Annotated in this window: 23 protein-coding genes; 10 read left to right on the forward strand and 13 right to left on the reverse strand. The window is 45.8% G+C overall.

Going from position 1 to position 23045, the window contains the following annotated elements:
• Nucleotides 1-205: 205 nt before the first annotated feature.
• Nucleotides 206-1510 carry a tyrosine--tRNA ligase gene (tyrS, locus tag J9B83_RS13820; RefSeq protein WP_211537415.1) on the reverse strand — a complete coding sequence of 435 codons (1305 nt, stop codon included), beginning with the start codon at nt 1508-1510 and terminating at the stop codon, nt 206-208.
• A 106-nt stretch (nt 1511-1616) separates the two neighbouring features.
• Here tyrS and J9B83_RS13825 point away from each other — a divergent pair, with 106 nt between their 5' ends.
• Nucleotides 1617-3032: a peptidoglycan DD-metalloendopeptidase family protein gene (locus J9B83_RS13825; RefSeq protein ID WP_211537416.1), complete on the forward strand. Its 1416-nt coding sequence runs from the start codon at nt 1617-1619 to the stop codon at nt 3030-3032.
• Between the two features lie 74 nt (nt 3033-3106).
• Here J9B83_RS13825 and trxA read toward each other — a convergent pair whose 3' ends face one another.
• The 6 genes from trxA to lptM form a co-directional block, all read right to left on the reverse strand.
• Nucleotides 3107-3433: a thioredoxin TrxA gene (gene trxA / locus J9B83_RS13830; RefSeq protein WP_211537417.1), complete on the reverse strand. Its 327-nt coding sequence runs from the start codon at nt 3431-3433 to the stop codon at nt 3107-3109.
• A 103-nt stretch (nt 3434-3536) separates the two neighbouring features.
• Entirely contained in the window at nt 3537-4250 is a 714-nt protein-coding gene (locus J9B83_RS13835; protein WP_211537418.1) for an HAD family hydrolase, read from the reverse strand.
• Nucleotides 4247-4912 carry a DUF484 family protein gene (locus J9B83_RS13840; protein ID WP_211537419.1) on the reverse strand — a complete coding sequence of 222 codons (666 nt, stop codon included), beginning with the start codon at nt 4910-4912 and terminating at the stop codon, nt 4247-4249. Before J9B83_RS13840 ends, J9B83_RS13835 begins: the two co-directional genes overlap by 4 nt.
• A gap of 7 nt (nt 4913-4919) precedes the next feature.
• Nucleotides 4920-5750, reverse strand: a complete 831-nt coding sequence (gene dapF, locus J9B83_RS13845; RefSeq protein WP_211537420.1) for a diaminopimelate epimerase — start codon at nt 5748-5750, stop codon at nt 4920-4922.
• A 10-nt stretch (nt 5751-5760) separates the two neighbouring features.
• Complete coding sequence (gene lysA, locus J9B83_RS13850) at nt 5761-7014, reverse strand: diaminopimelate decarboxylase (protein WP_211537421.1); 1254 nt, start codon at nt 7012-7014, stop codon at nt 5761-5763.
• Between the two features lie 14 nt (nt 7015-7028).
• A complete protein-coding gene (lptM, locus tag J9B83_RS13855; protein ID WP_211537422.1) occupies nt 7029-7145 on the reverse strand; it encodes an LPS translocon maturation chaperone LptM in 117 nt (38 codons plus the stop codon).
• A 177-nt stretch (nt 7146-7322) separates the two neighbouring features.
• Between lptM and J9B83_RS13860 the strand changes: the two genes are divergently transcribed.
• Nucleotides 7323-8195, forward strand: a complete 873-nt coding sequence (locus J9B83_RS13860; RefSeq protein WP_211537423.1) for a hypothetical protein — start codon at nt 7323-7325, stop codon at nt 8193-8195.
• Nucleotides 8196-8254: 59 nt separating this feature from the next.
• Here the strand turns inward: J9B83_RS13860 and argH are convergent, their stop codons facing one another.
• Nucleotides 8255-9655, reverse strand: a complete 1401-nt coding sequence (gene argH / locus J9B83_RS13865) for an argininosuccinate lyase (RefSeq protein ID WP_211537424.1) — start codon at nt 9653-9655, stop codon at nt 8255-8257.
• A gap of 156 nt (nt 9656-9811) precedes the next feature.
• Between argH and hemC the strand changes: the two genes are divergently transcribed.
• From hemC to J9B83_RS13885, 4 genes are read left to right on the forward strand one after another with little or no spacing between them, the layout of a single operon-like run.
• Nucleotides 9812-10735 (forward strand): hydroxymethylbilane synthase, encoded by a 924-nt coding sequence (hemC, locus tag J9B83_RS13870; protein WP_211537425.1) that lies wholly within the window; start codon nt 9812-9814, stop codon nt 10733-10735.
• Between the two features lie 48 nt (nt 10736-10783).
• Nucleotides 10784-11545, forward strand: coding sequence for a uroporphyrinogen-III synthase (locus J9B83_RS13875; RefSeq protein WP_211537426.1), 762 nt, complete (start codon nt 10784-10786; stop codon nt 11543-11545).
• The gene (locus J9B83_RS13880; RefSeq protein WP_211537427.1) at nt 11538-12908 is read left to right on the forward strand and encodes a uroporphyrinogen-III C-methyltransferase; all 1371 of its coding nucleotides are present in this window, start codon (nt 11538-11540) and stop codon (nt 12906-12908) included. Before J9B83_RS13875 ends, J9B83_RS13880 begins: the two co-directional genes overlap by 8 nt.
• The gene (locus J9B83_RS13885; protein ID WP_211537428.1) at nt 12905-14134 is read left to right on the forward strand and encodes a heme biosynthesis HemY N-terminal domain-containing protein; all 1230 of its coding nucleotides are present in this window, start codon (nt 12905-12907) and stop codon (nt 14132-14134) included. The genes J9B83_RS13880 and J9B83_RS13885 overlap by 4 nt, the downstream gene beginning before the upstream one ends.
• Nucleotides 14135-14235: 101 nt before the next feature.
• On the opposite strand, the gene J9B83_RS13890 is transcribed toward J9B83_RS13885, so the two are convergent.
• Nucleotides 14236-15144 (reverse strand): hypothetical protein, encoded by a 909-nt coding sequence (locus tag J9B83_RS13890; protein WP_211537429.1) that lies wholly within the window; start codon nt 15142-15144, stop codon nt 14236-14238.
• A gap of 53 nt (nt 15145-15197) precedes the next feature.
• Complete coding sequence (locus tag J9B83_RS13895) at nt 15198-15383, reverse strand: hypothetical protein (protein WP_211537430.1); 186 nt, start codon at nt 15381-15383, stop codon at nt 15198-15200.
• Between the two features lie 90 nt (nt 15384-15473).
• Between J9B83_RS13895 and yaaA the strand changes: the two genes are divergently transcribed.
• Entirely contained in the window at nt 15474-16256 is a 783-nt protein-coding gene (gene yaaA / locus J9B83_RS13900; protein ID WP_211537431.1) for a peroxide stress protein YaaA, read from the forward strand.
• A gap of 4 nt (nt 16257-16260) precedes the next feature.
• On the opposite strand, the gene prmC is transcribed toward yaaA, so the two are convergent.
• Genes prmC through hemA form a run of 3 tightly spaced genes read right to left on the reverse strand, consistent with a single transcriptional unit; the run spans nt 16261 to nt 19523 of the window.
• Nucleotides 16261-17115, reverse strand: a complete 855-nt coding sequence (prmC, locus tag J9B83_RS13905) for a peptide chain release factor N(5)-glutamine methyltransferase (protein WP_211537432.1) — start codon at nt 17113-17115, stop codon at nt 16261-16263.
• A gap of 48 nt (nt 17116-17163) precedes the next feature.
• Nucleotides 17164-18252, reverse strand: a complete 1089-nt coding sequence (gene prfA / locus J9B83_RS13910) for a peptide chain release factor 1 (protein WP_211537433.1) — start codon at nt 18250-18252, stop codon at nt 17164-17166.
• Nucleotides 18253-18254: 2 nt separating this feature from the next.
• Nucleotides 18255-19523: a glutamyl-tRNA reductase gene (hemA, locus tag J9B83_RS13915; protein WP_211537434.1), complete on the reverse strand. Its 1269-nt coding sequence runs from the start codon at nt 19521-19523 to the stop codon at nt 18255-18257.
• A gap of 221 nt (nt 19524-19744) precedes the next feature.
• Here hemA and J9B83_RS13920 point away from each other — a divergent pair, with 221 nt between their 5' ends.
• Genes J9B83_RS13920 through ispE form a run of 3 tightly spaced genes read left to right on the forward strand, consistent with a single transcriptional unit; the run spans nt 19745 to nt 22978 of the window.
• The gene (locus J9B83_RS13920; RefSeq protein WP_236037319.1) at nt 19745-21529 is read left to right on the forward strand and encodes a tetratricopeptide repeat protein; all 1785 of its coding nucleotides are present in this window, start codon (nt 19745-19747) and stop codon (nt 21527-21529) included.
• A gap of 10 nt (nt 21530-21539) precedes the next feature.
• Complete coding sequence (lolB, locus tag J9B83_RS13925) at nt 21540-22118, forward strand: lipoprotein insertase outer membrane protein LolB (RefSeq protein WP_211537436.1); 579 nt, start codon at nt 21540-21542, stop codon at nt 22116-22118.
• Nucleotides 22103-22978: a 4-(cytidine 5'-diphospho)-2-C-methyl-D-erythritol kinase gene (gene ispE / locus J9B83_RS13930; RefSeq protein ID WP_211537437.1), complete on the forward strand. Its 876-nt coding sequence runs from the start codon at nt 22103-22105 to the stop codon at nt 22976-22978. The genes lolB and ispE overlap by 16 nt, the downstream gene beginning before the upstream one ends.
• Nucleotides 22979-23045 lie beyond the last annotated feature (67 nt).

The raw sequence follows: 23045 nt of genomic DNA on the forward strand, positions 1-23045 counted from the left end.
CTCTGAAGCCTTGTCCGTGTCAGCGAGGGCGTATATTAAGGATCTACAGATTTAGTGCAACCCTTTTTTGAAGAAAAACACGATTTATTTGAAATCCGTTAACAAACGGCCTGAAACCGCCCTATATCACCATCAAATACACAACACCGTGAACAAAAAAGACGCCGAAGCGTCTTTTTGAGTTGCACTGTAAAAGTCAGCCAGCTTATTTAACAAACAAATGGTGCTTCTTCTTCCCCAATTTGACGAGAAAATACTTTCCATAGTAGCCAAGCTCTGAATTAAAAATATCAGCGGTGCTCATATTGTCATCTAACCCTTTTGCGACGCCATTTACGAAAATAGAATTACGCTGTAATGCGTCTTTCACTTGTTTGCCGCTTGCAGCGAGGCCCGCATCCGCCATCAAACTAGTAAGCGGAGTCGAAGACAAATCAATCCCTTCAAGTGAACTGCTTGGAAGCCCATCTTGTTGGATCTGCTCTAAGTCTTGCTCACTAAGCGAATCAACATTGCCACTAAATAAAGCTAAAGTAATACGTTCTGCCGCTTGCAACCCTTCTTCGCCATGAACCAGTTTAGTCACTTCATGAGCTAATATTGCCTGACCTTTTGGTTTACCCTCACTTTCTTGGTCTGCTTTTTCTATGTCGTTCACTTCATCTAGAGACAAGAAAGTAAAGAATCTCAAGAATTTATAAACATCTGCATCTGCAGTGTTCATCCAAAATTGGTAAAAAGCGTATTGGCTTGTCTTCGCAGGATCCAGCCAAATTGCACCAGACTCTGTCTTACCAAACTTGGTACCATCAGATTTTGTAACTAAGGGAACCGTTAAGCCAAACGTCTGCGCTTGATTTTGACGTCGAGAAAGATCAATGCCACCAACAATGTTTCCCCATTGGTCGCTGCCACCCACTTGAAGCGTGCAGTCGTACATTCGATTCAGTTCGGCAAAGTCCATTCCTTGCAACAACGCATAGGAAAATTCAGTAAAAGATATACCTGCACCTTCTCGATTAAGTCGCTGCTGCACTGATTCTTTGTTGATCATGGCATTTACCGAGAAATGCTTACCAACATCTCTTAGGAAATCTAGCATGCTCATTTCGCCAGCCCAATCAAGGTTATTGACCACTTTAGCTGAATTTGCCACACCGTCGAACTTAATAAACTGGCTCACTTGTCCTTTTATTTTCTCAGCCCAGCCGGCTACTACATCAGAAGTATTTAACTGTCGCTCAACGGCTTTAAAGCTAGGATCGCCAATAAGCCCCGTTGCGCCACCCACTAATGCAATCGGTTTATGGCCAGCATCTTGAAAGCGCTTCAGCACTAAAAGTGGTACTAAATGACCAAGATGCAAGCTGTCTGCAGTAGGATCAAAACCACAATAAAGAGTACGACTTCCGCTATCTAGGTGTTTTTTAAGCTCATCTTCCGCTGTCATTTGTGCGATAAGTCCACGAGCTTGCAAGTCGTTTAAAAGGTCGTTACTGCTTACAGTCATTATGTTGATCCATTTCCTAATTAGTTTATCTTGCTTAAGCATTCAATTATAAAAGTAATATTGATAGGATTATAAGGCTTTTATAAAGATTTTTCGGGTACATATTTTGATAAAGTTACTACCAACAAAGCATTTACTTCTTGTTGCAGCCATTAGTACGGCCATTGCGGTTGGACTGATTGCGCTTCCAGATGAACGCCAGTCTAAAAACGAACGGATTTCAATCACGGCGAATGCTGAAATAGTGGATCAATCTCAGCTTACTTTTAGTGACTTACAACCACTTTCTCCTCTCACAATTAAAGATAAATTAACCACTGTGTCTTTCCCGACAGAAGAGCCCATCACTGACGTTTACAACGCACCCGCACCTGAAGCTTTAGTCGCCAAGAAAAGTGCACCCAAATTCAAAGAACAATCAATTGTGATACAAAGTGGCGACTCTTTATCACGCGTACTTTCCAAAGGAGGCGTATCTGCTCAAGATATATACAAGGTATCCCAAGCAGATAAAGATCAAAAAATGCTACTAAAAATGCGTCCCGGCCAAACGTTAAACTTCATCACAAATGAAGTAACAGGACAGTTGACTGCATTAACCTTTGTAATTAATCGCTTAGATAGCGTCACATTTACACGCAATGAAGATCAATTTGAACGCTCGCAAAACACACGCACTCCTGACATTGTTCAAACCTACAAAGAGGCTGAAATTAACAACTCCCTCTTTGTTGATGGTTTGCGATCCGGCATTAGCCAACCCTTACTTATTGAGCTTGCTAATATTTTTGGCTGGGACATTGATTTCGCTTTAGATATTCGCAAAGGTGACAGCTTAAGTGTTCTTTTTGAAGAAAAATTACTAGATGGCGAAAAAATCGGCAACGGTAACATTCTCGCTGCTCAGTTCATCAATAATGGGCGTACCTATCAAGCAATCAGATACGAAACTAAATCGGGTTCAAGCTATTACACTCCCGATGGCTTAGCCATGCGAAAAGCCTTTATTCGAACCCCGGTCGATTTCACTCGTATTTCTTCTAAATTTAACCCTAATAGGTTGCACCCTATTTTTAAAACTAGCCGCCCTCATCGTGGCGTCGACTACGCAGCGGCCAGTGGCACACCGGTAAAAGCAGCTGGCGATGGTAAAATCTCTTTTGCGGGCAAACAAAACGGTTATGGCAACGTGGTAATCATTGACCACGGCAAGGGATATCAAACCCTTTATGCCCATTTAAGGGGCTTTGCGAGAGGTACGAAACGCGGCGCTCGTGTACAGCAGGGTAAAATTATTGCTTATGTAGGGCAGACTGGTTGGGCCACAGGACCACATCTTCACTACGAGTTCAGAATCAATGGCACACACAAAAACCCAGTCACAGTAAAGTTACCAAATGATGATCCTATGCCAAAAAACGATCTGAAAAACTATCTGCCCTATGCAAAACAAATTGTGGCAACACTGTCCAACTCCCACTCACCCGCCTTTGCACAAAAACTTGCCGCACTTAGAAATTAATAAAGCCGTTTTATTGAGCATAAAAAAAGCAGCCAATTGGCTGCTTTTTTTGTTTGATCTGTGTTTTAGCAAAATTAGATAGCGCCGTTCACGAAATCAACAAGCTGTGACTTAGAAACTGCGCCAACTTTCGTCGCAACCACTTCACCACCTTTAACGATCAACAAAGTCGGAATACCTCGCACATTGTATTTTGGCGCTGTTTCTTGGTTTTCATCGACGTTCAATTTAACAACTTTTACTTTACCCGCAAATTCAGCCGCAACATCTTCTAATACTGGGGCAATCATTTTACATGGACCACACCAAGGCGCCCAAAAATCAACGATTACAGGCATGTCTGAATTCAACACTTCTTCCGCGAATTGAGCATCTGTAATTTGAACTGTATTCTCACTCATATATAAACCCTTTCAATCTGTATTAACTAATTAATGCGTCCATCATACCACTAAATCAATGGGGTAAGAATGCGTTCGCTTCAATTAAAGCCATAGAAAAATGCTATAGCATTAATGACCGAATAACCGTCGGCAATTCAAGTAAGGAGTGTACTTCTGCATTAGATGGCATTCCCCAATCATCACCCCATCGCTGGGCACCATGACGATTGAACCACACGCTTCTGGCCCCTGCGTTTGACGCACCAAACACATCATCAACAGGATGATCTCCGATATGAATCAACTCCGATAAATCTACTCCGGCTTTTTGAGCCGCCGCGGAAAACACATCAATAGAAGGTTTCGCTACGCCAAGCTGATCCGCTCTAATCGCAAAGTCAAAATACTGACCTAACCCAACATAGGGATGAAAAACATCCGCATTGCCGTTGGTTATCACCCCTAACGTATACTCCTGGCTCAGAGCTTCCAGCACATCAACAGTATGTGGGTATAAATCAACTTTTTGACGCCATTCGCAAAAGTGCGCTAACGCTGCGCTCGCAATTGCATCTGCCTCTTCTGTGGGTAAACCAAATTGTTTTAGCGCAACCTTGTAAATAGCCAATCGTAGCTCAGTTAAATTTGGCGCAAGCTGAGGAGAGGCTTCAAGCACTTGCGCCTTTATCTCTTCTCTTATTGCCATCGGGAATTGTTCATTAAACCCTGGGAAGCGCTCATCAAACCAAGAAGACATGGCGTATTCAGCACGCATGATAACGGGAGCCACATCCCATAAGGTATTGTCTAAATCAAACGTAACTAACACACTCATGGGATCAACCTCAGTAATATGGCACTTAATAAATCGGCAAGGTACTGTAGAAAAAGCGTTCCTTTTTCTTGATCAAAGGCATGCTCAGTACTTGCCCCTAACACCAAAACACCGTACTTCTGAATATCTCCACCTTCTCTAGAGACAAGCGGCAACACCGCGACCGAATTAACAGCAGAGGCATTTTCGGCAAATAAATACTGCATTTCTGTATCTGATAATCTACCGCAATAACAATCGTCATGCTGAATTACTCGAGCCAGAGCGTCATGATCTTCCGTTCGGTGATGAACTCTTACCGCACTGTCGTAGGCATGATCATACAAAACAAAAGCATGAAAAGAGGCATCAAAGTCATCCCGTACCATGTCACTTATCACCACAGCAAGGTCATCTAAAGTAGAACAAGTCAATCCTGCTAATACCAGGCGCCTACTTTTTTGCATCGTCAGCTCATTTTCACGGGCGACTTCCACCAGCCGTTCAAATTGACTTCGGTAGGCAGAGGTGGACTGTCGTAAAGTAGTCACTTGATATTCAAGTAAAGAAATCACATTTCCACTAACAGGATGAGGAAGCGTCATGCTCTCTAACAAATCAGCATGCCGTGTGAAAAAGTCCGGCGTGTTTGATAAATATTGAACTATTTCCTCTTCGCTCATGCTTCCTCTATAGGTAAATTTGACCTTCAAAAACCGTTTCAGCCGGACCCGTCATAAGAATAGGTGAGCCTTCGCCTTGCCATTCAATATGCAAATCACCGCCACGTAGATGGGCCGTCACTTTTGGTCCCAGCCAGCCTTGTTTTATACCCGCCACTACCGCGGCACAAGTTCCTGTTCCGCAGGCTTGAGTCTCCCCAACGCCGCGTTCATAAACACGCAGGTTAATTTCGCTAGGACTAATAACCTGCATAAAACCAACATTTACGTGTTGGGGAAATCGCTCATGACACTCAAGCAAACGCCCTATAGTAGCAACCTCATCATCCACCAGCTGATCCACTTTAATCACTGCATGAGGATTACCCACAGAGACCGGCGTTAACCAATACTCCGCATCGCCCGCCATAATACTGTAAAGCGACACATCTTCTTCGGCGGTGAAGGGCAAATCTTGTGGCGCAAAACTTGGCGTTCCCATATCAACCGTCACAAGGCCATCATTCATAACACGCAGCTGAATAGCGCCACGTTTTGTTTCCACATCAATAATACGCTTGTTCGTCAACTCACGATCCAAAACAAACTTGGCGAAGCAACGAGCACCGTTACCACAATGCTCTACTTCGCTGCCATCTGAGTTGTAAATACGGTAACGAAAATCCATCTCAGGCTGCGTTGGTGGCTCGACCACCAGCAATTGATCAAAGCCAATGCCCCAGTTGCGATCGCTTAATCTCTCGATTTGCTGTTTGTTAAAAAACACTTTTCGCGACACAGCGTCGACCACCACAAAATCATTGCCTAGGCCATGCATCTTGGTAAATTTCAATAACACAATGCACTCCTTAAGCTGGCAATAATTGCTCACCAGCCAATTGGTGCTCAATGGTTTCTCGAGCTCGAATCAGGTGTACTTCTTTGCCGTCTACCATGACTTCCGCCGCACGATTTCGGCTGTTGTAATTTGAAGACATCGTAAAACCATACGCACCTGCAGAACGCACTGCCAACAGACCGCCGGCTTGAATATCCAGTTCTCGATCTTTACCTAAGAAGTCACCTGTTTCGCAAATTGGTCCAACAAGGTCGTAGGTTCGCTTTCCTTCTGGTGTTGGTTGCAAAGAAACCGGCACAATATTCATCCAAGCACTGTACAAAGAAGGACGAATCAAATCGTTCATCGCACCATCAATGATGGCAAAGTTCTTATGCGGCGTACATTTCAAAAATTCGACTTGTGTAACCAACACCCCAGCGTTAGCGGCAATAGAACGGCCTGGTTCAAAGGCCAAACTGATTTCTCTGCCTTGTATTTTATCAAGCAATAATTTTGCGTAATCGGCTGGCTCTGGCGGCACTTCATCGCGGTAGCGCACGCCCAACCCACCGCCTAAATCTAGGTGTTTAATCGTGATACCAACCTCGGCAAGTTGATCAACTAAGCCAATTAATCGATCGAAAGTATCGAGGAAAGGCTTCAGTTCTGTTAACTGTGAGCCAATGTGGCAATCCACCCCCATTACATTTAGGTTAGGCAACTGGTGAGCAATTTGATAAATGCGCACAGCATCTTGAATATCGATGCCAAACTTATTTTCTTTTAAGCCCGTAGAAATATAAGGATGAGTTTTCGCATCCACGTCTGGGTTTACGCGCAAAGACACAGGGGCAATTTTGCCCATTTCACCGGCCACTTGATCGAGGCGATGCAACTCGGCTTCAGATTCCACGTTAAAACAGTGGATACCCACTTCCAATGCTCGTCGCATTTCCAACGCTTGTTTACCAAGCCCTGAGAACATCACTTTCGCCGGATCACCGCCCGCTTTAAGAACTCGCTCAAGCTCGCCAATCGATACAATATCGAAACCTGATCCTAAACGTGCCAATACGTTTAATATTGCAATGTTCGAACAGGCTTTCACGGCATAACAAATAAGCGTTGGGTGAGAGGCAAACGCATTGGCGTAAGCATTGTAATGGCGTTCAAGCGTGGCACGTGAGTAGACATAACATGGCGTGCCAAATTGATGAGCAACGTCCGACAGTGCAACCTCTTCCGCGTGCAAGGTTTGATTTGAGTAATTAAAAAAGTCCAAAAGGGGATCCTCAGTTATAAAGACGATTCTTGCTGCGCAGACGGCGCATCATCAGGTAAATAAAGCGCACCTTTGTTACCACAAGCCGCCAAAAATACGGCCAATATGCACACCGAAAACAACTTTAACATCGTCTTATCTCTTCTGTTTTTGATGTTCACAGTATACCTTGCAGCCTGTTCGTTTCCCAACCCTAGCAAGGCAATTACCTGGATATTCTTTACTTATTAAATGAATCCGCAACACTTGAATTTGGTATACTTGTCACAAGCTATACAGGCATCAAAATAACCTAGGACAATACTCTGTTGAATAAGAAGATCGCACCTTGGGCAGCGGCTCTTTTTTGTGCCGTGTCGATACACATTCTGATTTTCACCTTATCTGACGATGTAAGTTGGATGGGGTTTGATATGCCCACAACGTCTTCCCAGGCCAATTTTGAATTACTTTTGTTACCTAAAGACAACTCGTCTAATATCGAGAAAAACCGCACACCAACACCCCAGCAAGAAACCAATACAGTAAACAGAACCAGTGACGATATAGTGGCGGACCTTCCCAAAGATGACATCGAGTTAAACCCCACTGATTTGACTGAACCTATCCAGCTTATTGACACTGATGAGATAGACGTTGCGGGTACCCATTCTCTAGCAGACGATACTCTCAATATCGACAACACCTTGATTGAACCTAAGGAAGAAAACATCGACACATCTCTTGCTAGTGACCTAAATAAACCATTAGAAGCCATCACCTCAGATTTACCTCCTAGTGCAATTGACCTCAGCAAACCAGACCTGCTGGACTTATCCAATGTGTCTCTTTCTCCAGATTTCAAAGACGAAAGTTTAACCAAGGTTTTTTCGGAAGAATTAAGAAACAAAATCGCCGATTCAAAAGCCGCTCAACAAGAATATTCCAAAGGCTTATCGGCGGACACAGACTACCCCATCACCACAGACGCCGATGGCACTCGGTATGTCAACATCAAGGGAGTTTGCTGGCGATTGCCACCTGAGGGAGATACTCAGGGTGAGGGTTGGGCAATTGTTTTCGATGGTTGCGGCATCAAGAACAAGTTGTTTCATTTTGAACTCAACATTGCACCGAGTATTTTCACCAATGAACTATTAGGACCAGAATCTCCTTTCTATATGGATCAATCCAGTAACTAGACACAAAAACGGCCACCTCTAGGCAGCCGTTTTAATCACTTTTTTCTGTTCAGTATTGCTTAACGCTGAGCCAAATCGGCTTGCGCTCTTACCACCGCTTTCAGTACTTGTGCCGGCGCCGTACCACCAATGTGATCACGTGCAGCCACAGAGCCTTCCAGTGTTAGAACGTCAAACACATCAGCCTGAATCATGCTGCCAAAAGACTGCAATTCTTTTAGCGTCATTTCAGACAAGTCTTTGCCTTCTTTTACGCCATAACCTACGGCTTTGCCTACGATTTCATGAGCGTCACGGAATGCAATACCCTGACGCACTAAATAATCGGCCAAGTCGGTCGCCGTAGAAAAACCGCGACGTGCTGCTTCGTACATGTGTTCTTTGCGAGATTCGATCGCTGGGATCATATCGGCAAAAGCGCGCAAAGAACCTTTTAGTGTATCGACCGTGTCGAACAGGGGCTCTTTGTCTTCTTGGTTATCTTTGTTGTATGCCAAGCACTGAGATTTCATCAGTGTGAGCAAGCCCATCAGATGTCCATATACTCGGCCGGTTTTACCACGCACCAATTCTGGTACATCGGGGTTTTTCTTCTGCGGCATGATGGATGAGCCAGTACAAAAGCGATCTGGTAAGTAAATAAAGTTAAACTGAGCCGATACCCACATCACCATTTCTTCTGCCCAACGAGACATGTGCATCATAATGATGGACGCTGTTGCGGTAAACTCTATGGCAAAATCACGGTCGCTTACAGAATCTAGGGAATTGTATGTTGGACGTTCAAACCCAAGCAATTCTGCTGTCATATGACGATCGATCGGGTAAGTCGTGCCCGCTAAGGCCGCCGCACCCAAGGGCAGAATATTAATGCGTTTACGGCAATCTAACAGACGTTCGTAATCTCGCTGCGCCATTTCGTACCAGGCCATCAAGTGATGCCCAAAGGTAACAGGCTGAGCGGTTTGTAAATGCGTAAAGCCTGGCATAATGGTATTGGCTTCTTTCTCTGCCAGACTCAAAATACCCTGTTGCAAACGGGTCACTTCTTCTAATAAAAAGTCCACTTCATCGCGCATGTAAAGACGAATGTCGGTCGCCACTTGGTCGTTACGAGAACGCCCTGTGTGCAGCTTTTTGCCTGTAATGCCAATTTTTTGCGTCAAACGCGCTTCGATGTTCATGTGAACGTCTTCCAGCTCGATCGACCAAGCGAATTCGCCGCGGGCAATTTCGTCTTCGATTTCGGTCAAACCTTGAATGATCTGATCACGTTCTTCTTCGGTTAGAACGCCCACACTGGCGAGCATTTTACCATGGGCTATCGACCCTTGAATATCTTGCTTGGCCATACGCTGGTCAAACTCAACAGACGCCGTAAAACGCGCCACAAAAGCATCCACAGGTTCAGAAAAACGACCACCCCATTGCTGGTTCGTGGTTTTAGTAGTATCAGTCATTCAGTCGGTTCCCACACAAATTCAAACAGCTGCCAAGAGTACAGTAAGCGCCTCGACTTATAAAGCATTGAAAGATGACGAACTTACCTTGAGCGGGTATCATGAAAGTTAAGTATTTACGGCTATTTGTCCGTCGACAACGCATTAGGAGACCCAGTGAAAGATAAAATCGTGATCGCAACCAGAGAAAGCCAACTTGCTCTTTGGCAAGCTAACAACGTCAAAGCGCAGCTCGAAAGCCTCTACCCAGAAATGACCGTAGAATTGCTTGGTATGACCACAAAAGGCGATCAAATTCTGGATTCTCCCTTGTCCAAAATTGGTGGCAAAGGCTTATTTGTTAAAGAGCTTGAAAAAGCCTTGGTGGAAGGTCGCGCTGACATTGCCGTGCATTCCATGAAAGACGTGCCCATGGCGTTCCCTGAAGGCTTAGGCTTAGCGGTTATATGTGAACGAGAAGACCCAACCGACGCCTTTGTGTCAAATCACATTGAATCTTTAGAGCAATTACCTGAAGGCGCTATTGTGGGAACTTCCAGCTTACGCCGTTCATGTCAGTTAAAGATGCACCGCCCCGATTTGATCATTAAAGATTTACGCGGCAACGTGAACACCCGTTTACGCAAAATGGACGATGGCGAGTACGATGCTATTATTCTGGCCACTGCCGGCTTACTTCGTCTTGAAATGAACGACCGAATTCGTCAAAGAATCCCCGCCGAAACCAGCTTACCCGCCGGTGGACAAGGCGCCATGGGCATTGAATGTCGCTCAGACGATTTACAAACCATTGAGCTGTTAGCGCCCTTGCAACACGAAGAAACCGCCGTACGCGTGATCGCGGAACGTGCCGTCAACGAGCGCTTAAATGGTGGTTGCCAAGCCCCTATTGCCTGTTTTGCTACACTCACGGACGACACTATTTGGCTACGCGCCTTAGTCGGCAGCCCTGATGGTAAAACCATGATCGAAGGGGAGATTCGTGGCCATAAAGACGATGCCAAAGCCCTTGGCGTTGAATTGGCGGATGATTTGCTGGCGCGTGGTGCAGATGTGGTTCTTGCCGCTATTTATCAGTAATTATTAATTTATACACCCTAGATTTACAGACCAACAGGCGCCACGTGAATGCAAGATTGCCGTATTTTAATCACTCGTCCAGAACCTGAAAACACCCTTAGCCGGGAACGTCTTAGCGCGCTCGGCTGGGAAACTGTGCCACTGCCTATGTTAGAGATTGTGCCGATCCAAGGCACCAATCAACAGCTGGCGATTCGCGCACAAGTGTTTGATATTGATGAATTCGACTACGTGATTTTTGTCAGCAAAAATGCCGCGCGGATGGCCTGTGAGTGGTTAGATTCTTGCTGGCCCATGTTGCCAGAAGGCATTCATTGGTTAGGTATCGGCCAAGGTACAACTCAAGCTCTGTTGGATGAAGGCATTCCAGCCTTATCCAACCCAGGCCATACCACTGAAGCCTTGCTCGACTGGTTGAAGCCGGTGAAGATGACCCACAAAAAAATCTTAATTGTACGTGGTGTTGGAGGCCGGCCAGAACTTGGTCAAAAATTGGAAGAAAAAGGCGCAACAGTCAGTTATTTGTCTTTATATGAACGACGTAAGCCTAACTACAGCGCACAAACGTTTTTCATGTTGCCTGATATCAATCTAATATGGATTACCAGTGGCGAAAGCTTAAACAATCTTTCAGAATACGTAAATCAACACAAACCCGAATGGAAGCGCTTGCCGATACTCACACCCAGCACAAGAGTGAATCAGCAAGCCAAAGAAATGGGGTGGATAAACGCCACCTGCGCACAGGGCGCTGACGATAACAGCTTGATCAAAGCGACTGAATCTCACATAGGAAAACAGAATGACTGAGAATAATAAGCCAGAAACACGCCCAGACAACGACACTGATTCAGCGCCTGCCATCGAAAAAAAGACTTCAAAACCCTCTTTTGAGGGACGAAAAACACATTTAGACGCTCCCAACAAGACACTCCCTTTTGTCGCTGTTGGGCTGTCTGTCGTTGCTCTTGCCTGCAGCGGCTGGCTGTACTTTCAAAGCACACAACACATATTAGAACGGGACATACAAACTCTGTCTCGCCAGCAAGCACAATTCGAACGTCAACTCGACACCAATGCCACCAGCAGAGCACAACTCAACCAATTGACCGAACAGGTTCAACGTTCAATACAAGCAGGCAATCAGCAAAATCGTCAATTAGTCACGCAACTGGCCCAACAAGACGAAAAAGTTTTAGCACTGGAAACCAAGCTTAGTCGCTTAAACAACACCACCAAAGAAGATTGGAAACTAGCCGAAGCAGAATACTTGATTCGCCTCGCCAATCAGCGCCTACTCTTAGAATCGGACAGCGACAGTGCCGCTACATTGCTGATTAACGCCGACGATATTCTAAACGAGCTAGAAGACCCGATCACCTTTGATACTCGTAAAGCTTTAGCCAAAGACATTCAGGCACTCAAATCCATTAGTCAGTTCGACTTAGAAGGCGCTTACCTCAAGTTAAACGCCCTATATGACAGTGTGACGGACTTACCACAAAGGGAGCCGTCTAAAGAATGGCAAGACAAAGCGACAGATAATACACAAGCTACAGTAAACACAGACACCACGCACATGATGTCAGTGCTAAACAGCTTTTGGGATTCGCTACGTTCTTTGGTGGTGATTAATTACAACCACAAGCCGATCAACGCCCTATTGCCACCCGCCGAATACCAACAACTGATCGCGGGCATACAGCTTCAGTTAGACATCGCTCAAGTGGCTCTAATCAAAGGCGAACCGGTCATTTATCAACAAGCCTTATCGCGTATCGCTAACGCCATCACGGTACACTTTGATACCGAGTCAAACACGGTGACGTCCTTTTTATCGAGTTTAACCGCTCTGCAACAACTGAACCCGTCACCCAACCTACCCTTGCCTAGAGATTCGCTCATGGCAATGAAGTCCTTGATGCAAGAATGGAACAGCCGTCGCATCAGCGCACCGGAAACAAGCGCTCCAGAAATCGAGACAAAAGCAGAGCCTGTATCTCCTTCTGTAGACGTCAAGGTGGAAGTAACAACCAAAGCCAATACCGACCAGCCGGCTGACAACCTTTCCTCTGATAGCGAAGAGCCAATCGTTCAGCCAGAAGAGGCGCTGAAACCAGCCACCGAAGAGCAGACTAACTCGACAACCACCAACACAGGAGATGACGCATGAGAAAACTCCTCTTTTTATTGGTCATCATGATGGCCGTTGGCGGCGTGTTGGGTTTGCTAATGCGTCAGGACAGCGGCTACGTCCTGCTCGCATACAATGGCGTCACTGTCGAAACCAGCTTGTGGGTGTTGGCCGCCGCCATGATCGTTGCTTTGTTCGTGTTAAGCTGGATCAAACGCATTGTGTTTATCGCCCTTAGACCAAGTAACTCTTTGGCTAAGGTAACAGGGAATTTGGCGCAGAAAAGAGCGTCTCGCAATACCATTCGAGGCATGTTGGAGCTTGTCGGTGGCAATTGGAATAAAGCGGAAAAGCTTTTAACAAACAGCGCAGAAAAAGTTCCGTACCCTTTGATTAACTATATCAGTGCCGCTTATGCCGCCAGCGAACAAGACGAACATGAACGTTCTAAAGCACTGCTGCGAGCGGCTCATAAATCCACACCAGAAGCTGAGTTCGCCATTGGTTTTGCACAGAGCCAGATACAAATTAAGCAAGAGCATTACGAAGGGGCACTGGCCTCATTACTACGCTTACAAAAACTCAAACCAAAGCACAAACAAGTCGTCAAGATGCTGGTTACCGTATACACCAAGCTAAAAGATTGGGATGCATTGCTAACCCTAACGCCGACGTTAAAAAAAGACGGCATTTTCGACGAGCACAACATGCTTGAACTGGAACGCAACGCCTTTCTAGCGTTACTCGATAAAATCAAGTTCCGTAACAAACTTGGCCAAAATACCAAGGAACTGGTCGCTGAAGTCGAGAGTTTATGGAACAAACTCGACACTTTGGCGCAAGACGATGAAATGCGCCTGCTCTACGCACAAACCTTGATTCAATTCGGTGATGACAGCAAAGCCGAGCACTTCATTCGCAGCAGTCTAAATCACAAATGGTCCGAGAAGCTTATTTATCAGTACGGCAATATTCAGCAAGATAATCTCAAAAAACGTCTGGCGCACTGCGAGCAATGGCTGAAAAAAGAACCTGCCAGCGCCAACTTGTATTTGGTCTGCGGTCGGCTAAGTCAGTCTTTAATGCTATGGGGAAAAGCCCGAGACTATTATGAACAAGCTCTAAGCATAGATACGCAGAATGAAGCTCTGGCTGAATTGAGCCGTTTACTAAAAGCCATGGGCGACATCAAAGCGAGCCAAGATCTGATGATGATTACCTTGAACCAAGCCAGCAATCAGTTAAAGCCGTTGCCGTTGCCTTAACGTTAATATCAGCATTCATCTTTACCATATAAAACGCGGCTAGATAGCCGCGTTTTACTTTCACAAGACGGGTACTCAGTAGATTGGTTCTAAAGAATTGACTAGGGTAGGATTTTATTCAGCCAACGCGTCAATACCGGCAACATAGAAGTCGGAATCTGCATGGCGCCCGCCAGAGGCAAAAACGCTGGCCCAAGCAGCACCCCAGCAATACTGTAAGTCAACAGCACGTTGCGATTCCCCGATGTGATCGCCGCGGTCAAAGCAATTTCTTTGCCTTGTTTTCGATAGCACACATACGCCAAAATAAAAAACAATCCACATAACGACGTCGCAATGATGAAGTAGTCCAGTGCCATCATTGGGTCTTGATCGAATAACAAACGAAAGCTTCCTACCAAACCAAAGGGGAAAGCAAATACCAGCAGAATAGTGTAAGGGGAAATTTTCAACAAGAAACGCCCCAAAACTTCCTCTGGCAACAAGCGGTGCACCATAAACGAAAATAGCATGGGACCAAAAATAAACACCATCAAGCGAGTGAAATAGCTCGCCCAGTCCAATTCAACTTTTTCTGTCTGGCACACCATTAAGGTTACAAAAATAGACACTGGCAAAACTAACGTAGTGGCAATTGTCATCGCCATCGCATGTAAACTATCAAAACCAAGCGCTCGAACAATCGCTGGCGTAGCAAACAAAGATCCAGTTGCAGCAACAGCAACTACTGCCAATAACAGATCCGCATCGAAGGACAACCACCAGCCTACACTTCCGACAATGACCATCAAGACCACCGAATGCAACAGGGAATACAACCAAACACCCACACTACCTAAACGTTTAATCAAGGCGTTTTGCTTCATTCCTAACAAGGTTAATGTCATTAAGGTGAACAACACCGCGGGTAAAAACGGAAAAATGGCCGTCGACACAGAGGGCAGTAAAAAGCCCAGAACAGCAAAGGAAACCATGAAAGGAAGGGAATGACGAACAACAAAACGCAACATAGTGGGTTACACCTTAATAAGCAGCCCTGCTTTAAGTAACCATAACAATCCGATTATTTTTTGGAGCTGCAATAGATTTTATTATTTTCAGGTAATTCAGCCATCTCAATCACCCATTCAGCACGAGCCTGGTCAAACGCGGCACGAAGCGCGACAAGCTTATCACTCTGATCAAGAGAATCCTCTTTTTCATCGTCGACCTGACAAGATACTGGAAATGGTATCAGATTATTCTTCATAAACTATCTCTATTAAAGCATTGTCTGGATATCTATCGGCACTCTATGGATAATCTTTAAAACGCCCAATTTGAGCACACGGAGTTCACCATGAAGTTTTTAATCTCGCCGGCCAAAACGCTGGATCTAACCTCTACACCAAGCATCGATACCTACAGCTTGCCAGAATTGCTGGACGATTCGCAACAACTCATTACTACCATTAAGCCCAGCACACCTGCTGACATCGCTACTTTGATGAAACTCAGCGACAACCTAGCTACGCTGAATGTATCACGCTATCAAGCGTGGCAAAAAAATCACACCCCAGAAAACAGTCGTCCTGCGGTTTACACCTTTATGGGCGATGTTTACACAGGATTAGACGCCTACTCATTAAGCGAAGACGATATGGCGTATGCCCAAGACTCGTTACGTATTTTAAGTGGTCTTTACGGTGTACTGAAACCGTTGGATCTTATGCAAGCCTATCGTCTTGAAATGGGCACAAAATTGGCCAACGACCGCGGCAGTAATCTTTATCAATTCTGGGGAGACATTATCGTTGATACATTAAACGACACGTTGGAAGAAGATGAACTCTTGGTGAACTTAGCATCGAACGAGTACTTTAAAGCCGTTAATAAGAAAAAGCTCAAAGCGCCACTCATTACGCCGAATTTTTTAGACGAGAAAAACGGCACCTTTAAAGTCATCAGCTTTTATGCGAAAAAAGCCCGTGGTTTAATGGCACGTTACCTTATCGAAAACCGCTGCCAAACATTAGATGACATCAAGGCATTTGATTTGGCTGGCTATCGGTACGACCCAGCTCAGTCCACCAAAAGCACCCCTGTGTTTGTTCGCCCGGAAAGTGCTCAACCTCAAAAATAACCCTCTAGACCTGAGTCCATTGTCCCATGGTCACTCTGTCGTTGCCGCCTAAGTCTTGAAAACTGGCCACCTTAGTAAACCCTCTGGTGGTTAAGTATTCTCGCACTGCCGCGGCTTGGTCATAACCGTGTTCGAATATCAGATACCCTTGCGGCGCTAGAAAGTCCGGTGCAGTAGCAACAATGTGTTCGATATCCGCCAAACCATGATTGTCGGCGATTAAGGCGCTCTTGGGCTCAAAACGCACATCCCCTTGGGACAAGTGTTTGTCGTCTGGATCAATGTAAGGCGGATTGGAAACAATCACCTCAAAAGGCGCTTGTTCTTGTAATGCATCAAACCAACTGCTTTGCAGGAAAGTCGCATTGCGAATACGATTGCGCGTTGCATTGCGTCCCGCTAATTCGACGGCGCCATCGATAAGATCCACACCAATTACGGTAGAATGAGGCAATTCCGCTGCCAACGATAAAGCAACGGCACCCGTGCCGGTTCCTAAATCTAAAATACGTGTCGTTGGGGTTTGATCTGTTTGTTCTAACACCTGCAAAGCCACTTCCACCAGCCGCTCGGTGTCTGCTCGGGGGATTAGGGTGCAAGGCGACACTTCCAACTCTAGGCTCCAAAAAGCTTGATGACCTAATAAATACGCCACTGGCTCGCCTTGTTCACGGCGACTGAGCAAGTCATCAAACACCCTAATATTGTCGTCACTGACCTGCTTTTCGGGCCAAGTGTAAAAATACGAGGTGGATACGTCGAGCACATGCGCTAACAAGAGTTGCGCATCTAACTGAGCGGTCTCAGAGACAAAATTAAGGCGCTCGTAAGCGCCTTTTAACAATAACTCAATTCTCATAGATAAATACTTACCTAAAAATTCGCTTCTTAACTTGATTCGTTTAACCTAGTTATCGCCACTCAGTGCGGCAAGCTGCTCAGCTTGGAATTCGTTTACCAAAGGATTGATCAAAACATCCAAATCACCGGTGACGATCTCGTCCAGCTTGTACAGAGTCAAGTTAATACGATGATCTGTTACACGCCCCTGAGGGTAATTGTAGGTACGAATACGCTCAGAACGGTCGCCACTGCCCACCAAAGATTTGCGTGCTTCAGACTGTTCGCTGGCAGCCTTTTCTTGCTCCGCCGCTTGTAAGCGCGAGGCCAACAGCGACATGGCTTTGGCGCGGTTTTTGTGTTGTGATCGCTCTTCTTGACACTCCACCACCACACCCGTTGGAATGTGCGTTAAACGGATCGCTGAATCGGTTTTGTTAACGTGCTGACCACCCGCGCCGGAAGCTCGGAAGGTATCGATACGCAAATCGCCTTTATTGATAATAATGTCGTCTAATTCATCCATTTCTGGCATCACCGCCACAGTACAAGCGGAAGTATGAATACGACCTTGCGATTCCGTTGCAGGCACTCGCTGTACACGGTGTGCGCCGGATTCAAATTTAAGCTTAGAATATGCACCTTCACCGACGATACGAGCAATCACTTCTTTGTAACCGCCGTGTTCGCCATCGCTGGCGCTGACAATTTCCACTTTCCAGCGTTGCGTTTCGGCATAACGGGAATACATGCGGAACAAGTCACCAGAGAAAATCGACGCTTCATCGCCACCGGTACCCGCACGGACTTCTAAAAAGACGTTGCGTGAATCATTCGGATCTTTCGGTAACAGCAGTTTTTGCAACACCAACTGAAGCGCTTCTTTTTGCGCTTGACCAGACTTGTACTCTTCCACGCCCATTTCTTTAATGTCTGGGTCAGCGTCGGTCATCATCAATTCGGCTTCAGCGATGTTTTCGTCGATTTGCTGAAAATCATTGAAACACTTCACGACTGGCTCAAGTTCAGCATATTCTTTGGAATAAGAGCGAAACAGCTCCTGATCCATAATGACTTCAGCAACGCCAAGCAAAGCGGCCAATTCGTCGTATCGATCAGACAAACTTTCTAGTTTTAACTTAATGGATTCTTTCATTTTTAATTGTCTTTTTCTTGGTAGATGCCCAATACGTTTGAGGCAATGGTTAGTGCGTCTTGGTCGGCGTCGGCGCCCGCGTCACGTAAATAGCGGGTGGGCGCATGAATGAGCTTATTCATCAGTCCATGGGCCAGTTTATTTAAAGCTTGTTCGGGAGATTGCCCCATTTCCAAACTTTTCAACGCTTTTTCTAATTCGGCCTGTTTAATGGCTTCAGCAGACTGTCTAAAGGTGACTATCAGCTCAGAGACTTTGCGCGATTCTAATATGCGGCGATAAGCTTCTAGCCCTTCTTCAATCATCTGCTCAGCCGCTTTTGCTGCATCTTGCCTTGCGCGGACGTTTTCTTCAATCACTGAATGAAGGTCATCGACGGTATATAGGTAAGCGTCGTTTACTTCTTCGACTTCCGGCTCAATATCTCGCGGAACCGCAATGTCGATCAACAACATGGGCGCATGGCGGCGCTTCGACGTTGCTCGCTCAACCATGCCCTTACCAATGATAGGTAGCTGACTGGCGGTCGATGAAATCACAATGTCCGCTTGCGACAGATAATCGCCAATATCACCAAGCATAATAGCTTCTGCATTAAGCTCATTCGCAAGCGTTTCCGCTCTAGTGAGGGTTCGGTTCGCTACAATGATGCGCTTGATGCCGTTTTCTTTTAGGTGCCTGGCAACCAGCTCAATGGTTTGGCCTGCGCCAATCAGTAAGGCGGTATTCTTACGAATATCTGCAAAGATACGCTGCGCCAAACTCACGGCAGCAAAGGCAATGGACACAGGGTTCTCGCCAATGGCAGTATCGGTACGGACACGTTTTGCTACCGAAAAAGTACGCTGAAACAAAGACTCTAACTCAGGACCAATACAAGCGCCCTCTTGAGACACGGCATAGGCTGATTTCACTTGGCCTAGAATTTGTGGCTCTCCCAATATTAAGGAGTCTAAACCAGAGGCTACTCGCATCACATGTCGCACACTGTCGTCATTAAGATGGGTGTAACAGTATTGCTGCAAATCACTTAATGCCAGACCGTGATAATCAGCCAGCCAGGCAATCACGTTGTCGACTTGCTCCTGCTCTTCTACCGCACAATAAAGCTCTGTCCGATTACAAGTAGAGACGATTACCGCTTCATTTGCCGTTTTATTGGCCACCAAAGAAGACAAGGCATCGATCATTTTTTCAGGCGCAAAGGCCACACGCTCACGTATCGCAACGGGCGCTGTTTTGTGATTTACACCGACAGTAATTAGTGGCATTCAGGACTCTTCTCAAGGATCGAGGCAATAGGGTAATGACAGAAGCAAAGCAGCTTCAACATGACTCTTTACATAAAGGAGACACATTATACGAGAAAATGGCTTTTTTTCGCACCCCATATCCTCAATAAAAGTAATAGGATTAGTTTATAGTTAAGCCTGACATAGCGAGCCGCTAACGATACCATAAGGGTTGTATGAATTTCGCATCGAGAAAAAACATGCCTGCCATTTTAAGGCGTCAACATTACACTGTATCAAAGTGCGCTCGTGCTTTTGGGTTACTAACCACTTGGTTACACGCAAGCCTGTTATTTGTTTGCGCTTACTTGCTCGTAGCCTGCACCCAAAACCCTGAGAAGCCTCAACCGCAAGCTCTTGGTGAGCAAACAGTGGCAACCTCGCCGAGCAGTAACGACACCCTTAGCGGCTTACTTAACGCAGAGTTCACTTTGCAGCGCGAAGGGCCAAGTCAAGCCTTTGAGACTTTTTACCGACTGGCATCGACTTCGTCAGATATACGCCTAATTGAGCGCCTAACTCGCATTGCTATTATGTCTCAAAATCCTTTTTACATAGAAAGGAGCGCCAATCTATGGCTTTCGGTTGTACCAAATTCTGAGCCTGCGTTTTCTCTTAAATTACAAATTCTGATCAAAAACAACCGCGCTGAAGAAGCAGCGACCTTATTAACCAACGCGTTGCGACAGCAGGTGTCATTGCGCTTTTTGGCGCTCTATCTTGAAGATAATATTCGCGATAATGATCAAGTCACCACCATAGAAAACGCTATTATGGCATTGCCGCCTGAGACTCGACGTGATCAATATGTGAAACTCAGCTACGCGCATATTTTGTTGTTGTCAGGTGAATACCAAGCCGCTATCGATGTCACTAATGCCTTATTGTCTTCTCCAGACACCGAAAAAAGCGAAGCCTTGTATTTGATTTTGGCCTTTAGTCAGAAAAACCTAGAAAAAACAGATAAAGCCATACAAACCTTGCAAACGGCTTCCTCTACGATACCCAACAATATTCGTTTATTAACCCCACTAATGGAGTTTCTCGTGGCTGACGAGCAGCCAAACAACGCTTTTATACTTTATCGCACGGCACAATTAAACACAGCGGAGCAGTTACAAGTAGGCATCAATTTAATGAGCACCTTGATCGATCACCATCAAGCCGAATTGGCATTAACGACCGCACAACACTTTCCTAAAGAACAATTGGGGCTATCCGATCAAGTTCAGTATTTAACCGCCATTGCTCTGGCTCAACAGAAAAAAATGACGGATGCCATTAGCATCATGTATCGAATAACAGGGCCTTTGCGTGCCAATGCCACCAGTCAGATGGCTTTGTGGCTTTATGATATTGGCAAAGCAGACGAGATTAACGCTATGGTATTAAGCCGCACCTTGCGTGAAAACATGCCAGAGCAAGTGGCGGCAATTGGTGCTCTGCATGAAGAAAAAGGACGCGCCGATTTATCCTACGATTTGTCTTCGCGTGCCCTTAGCGCTTTACCTGAGTCAAATGCCTTACGCTATCACAAAGCGCTGTTGGCCGATCGTTTAGGACAGTGGCAAGTCACCGAACATGAACTAAGGGTTTTACTCAAAAAAGACCCTGACAATGCCCAATATCTTAACGCCCTGGGTTACACACTGCTCACCCGAACATCTAGACTCGACGAAGCCATGCGTTATATCGAATTGGCTTATGAAAAGTCAGATGATGACCCAGCTATTATCGACAGCCTAGGGTGGGGGTTCTTTATGAAAGGCGAGCTAGAACGCTCGACTTATTACCTTAAAAAAGCTTGGTCAATTCTGCCTGATGCTGACATTGCCGCACATTATGGCGAATCATTATGGAAACAACGGCACTACAAAGAAGCCATTGTTGTTTGGGAAGCGGCTCTGACCACTTCGCCAAACGCACCGCTACTACTTAACACCATCAAGCGACTGTCACCGTCGTTGTTGGAAGACTCTAAATAGGACTCATCGTATGACGTATCGTACCCTTTGCCTTCTCACACTGACCGCCGCTATCAGCGCCTGCAGCACCAAACCCACTGGGCCGATTGTACCGCCACCAACAGACGCCAACGCCATTACAAAATGGGAGACCTCTGGACGCGTGGGCATTCGCACCCAAGATGATGCTATTTCAGGTAACTTTAGCTGGGAAAGAGACCCAAAAACTTTTGCACTAGACATCGTTGGTCCTTTTGGTCAAGGAGCGATCAAACTTAATAAAAACGCAGAAGGCGTGGTTAGCCTAGCTTATGACGACGTCGTTAAAATCGGTAGCGACCCCGCTGCTTTGTTACAACAAGAACTAGGTTGGGCATTTCCAGTAGATCAGGTAACTTTTTGGATTCGTGGCTTACCTTCACCCACCTCTCCTGCTCAATTAAATCATGACCCTGATAGCAACCTACTGAGTACTATTGAGCAAGATGGCTGGCTTATTACCTACAATAACTTTACCGATGTGAATGGATTGGCGCTGCCACAAAAAATGCAGGTATCAAACCCGCCTTTTAAAGTAAACTTGATCATCAATCAATGGACGATTCAATAACCAAGATGCAATTACCTTCTCCAGCCAAATTAAATTTATTCTTACACATAACTGGGCAACGCGCCGATGGCTATCACGAGTTGCAAACCTTGTTCCAGTTTATCGACTTGTGTGACACCTTAGATTTCATTCCCAACGTCACCGGTACCATCAGGCTCTCCCCAGTGATCGACGGGCTGCCGACAGCGGATAATTTGATTTATAAAGCCGCTCAAATGCTGCTGCCATACCGTAAAAACATACGGGCAGGCGTCGATATAGTGCTGACAAAACAACTACCTATGGGTGGCGGCATTGGTGGTGGCAGCTCAAACGCCGCAACCACTTTACTGGCGTTAAACACTCTGTGGGAATGCGACCTACCTTTGGCAGAATTGGCCAATTTGGGGGTACAGCTTGGAGCGGATGTTCCCGTGTTTGTAATGGGGTTCTCAGCCTTTGCTGAAGGCGTTGGCGAAAAGCTACAAAGAGTCGAACTCGACACGCCCTATTTTTTGCTGATCAAGCCCGATTGTCACGTCTCAACTGGTCAAATTTTTACCGATAAATATTTGACAAGAGACACCCCTCCCATCAGAATATCGCACGCTTTAACGCTGGGTGGGCATAATGATTGCTTAGACGTAGTGAGAAAGCACAATCCTGAAGTCGATGAAGCGTATTTATGGTTGAAAAATCATGGCGGCGCCAAACTTACCGGTACAGGGGCTTGCTTGTTTTTATCGTTTGAAAACTGGGACGATGCTGAGCAAGTCAGATTAGCCACACCAAAGAAGTGGCAAAGTTGGGTTTGTCGTGGCTGCAATACATCACCAACGCACGATGCGCTCAACCAGTGGATTGAACAACATAAAAAGTAGCGTTTGGCTATTATTGCGCGCTTTTAACCAACCTATTTTCATCGCCACACAATACAAAGGTATACAC

Origin of the sequence: Marinomonas vulgaris, assembly GCF_018145875.1 — a bacterium.
Taxonomy (GTDB): domain Bacteria; phylum Pseudomonadota; class Gammaproteobacteria; order Pseudomonadales; family Marinomonadaceae; genus Marinomonas; species Marinomonas vulgaris.

Bases quoted from the DNA above. Each gene is read 5' to 3' on its own strand.
- tyrS (WP_211537415.1), bottom strand. From the start codon at position 1,510: ATGACTGTAAGCAGTAACGACCTTTTAAACGACTTGCAAGCTCGTGGA.
- trxA (WP_211537417.1), bottom strand. From the start codon at position 3,433: ATGAGTGAGAATACAGTTCAAATTACAGATGCTCAATTCGCGGAAGAA.
- J9B83_RS13835 (WP_211537418.1), bottom strand. From the start codon at position 4,250: ATGAGTGTGTTAGTTACGTTTGATTTAGACAATACCTTATGGGATGTG.
- J9B83_RS13840 (WP_211537419.1), bottom strand. From the start codon at position 4,912: ATGAGCGAAGAGGAAATAGTTCAATATTTATCAAACACGCCGGACTTT.
- lptM (WP_211537422.1), bottom strand. From the start codon at position 7,145: ATGTTAAAGTTGTTTTCGGTGTGCATATTGGCCGTATTTTTGGCGGCT.
- argH (WP_211537424.1), bottom strand. From the start codon at position 9,655: ATGACTGATACTACTAAAACCACGAACCAGCAATGGGGTGGTCGTTTT.
- J9B83_RS13875 (WP_211537426.1), top strand. From the start codon at position 10,784: ATGCAAGATTGCCGTATTTTAATCACTCGTCCAGAACCTGAAAACACC.
- J9B83_RS13880 (WP_211537427.1), top strand. From the start codon at position 11,538: ATGACTGAGAATAATAAGCCAGAAACACGCCCAGACAACGACACTGAT.
- J9B83_RS13885 (WP_211537428.1), top strand. From the start codon at position 12,905: ATGAGAAAACTCCTCTTTTTATTGGTCATCATGATGGCCGTTGGCGGC.
- J9B83_RS13890 (WP_211537429.1), bottom strand. From the start codon at position 15,144: ATGTTGCGTTTTGTTGTTCGTCATTCCCTTCCTTTCATGGTTTCCTTT.
- J9B83_RS13895 (WP_211537430.1), bottom strand. From the start codon at position 15,383: ATGAAGAATAATCTGATACCATTTCCAGTATCTTGTCAGGTCGACGAT.
- yaaA (WP_211537431.1), top strand. From the start codon at position 15,474: ATGAAGTTTTTAATCTCGCCGGCCAAAACGCTGGATCTAACCTCTACA.
- prmC (WP_211537432.1), bottom strand. From the start codon at position 17,115: ATGAGAATTGAGTTATTGTTAAAAGGCGCTTACGAGCGCCTTAATTTT.
- prfA (WP_211537433.1), bottom strand. From the start codon at position 18,252: ATGAAAGAATCCATTAAGTTAAAACTAGAAAGTTTGTCTGATCGATAC.
- hemA (WP_211537434.1), bottom strand. From the start codon at position 19,523: ATGCCACTAATTACTGTCGGTGTAAATCACAAAACAGCGCCCGTTGCG.
- J9B83_RS13920 (WP_236037319.1), top strand. From the start codon at position 19,745: ATGCCTGCCATTTTAAGGCGTCAACATTACACTGTATCAAAGTGCGCT.
- lolB (WP_211537436.1), top strand. From the start codon at position 21,540: ATGACGTATCGTACCCTTTGCCTTCTCACACTGACCGCCGCTATCAGC.
- ispE (WP_211537437.1), top strand. From the start codon at position 22,103: ATGGACGATTCAATAACCAAGATGCAATTACCTTCTCCAGCCAAATTA.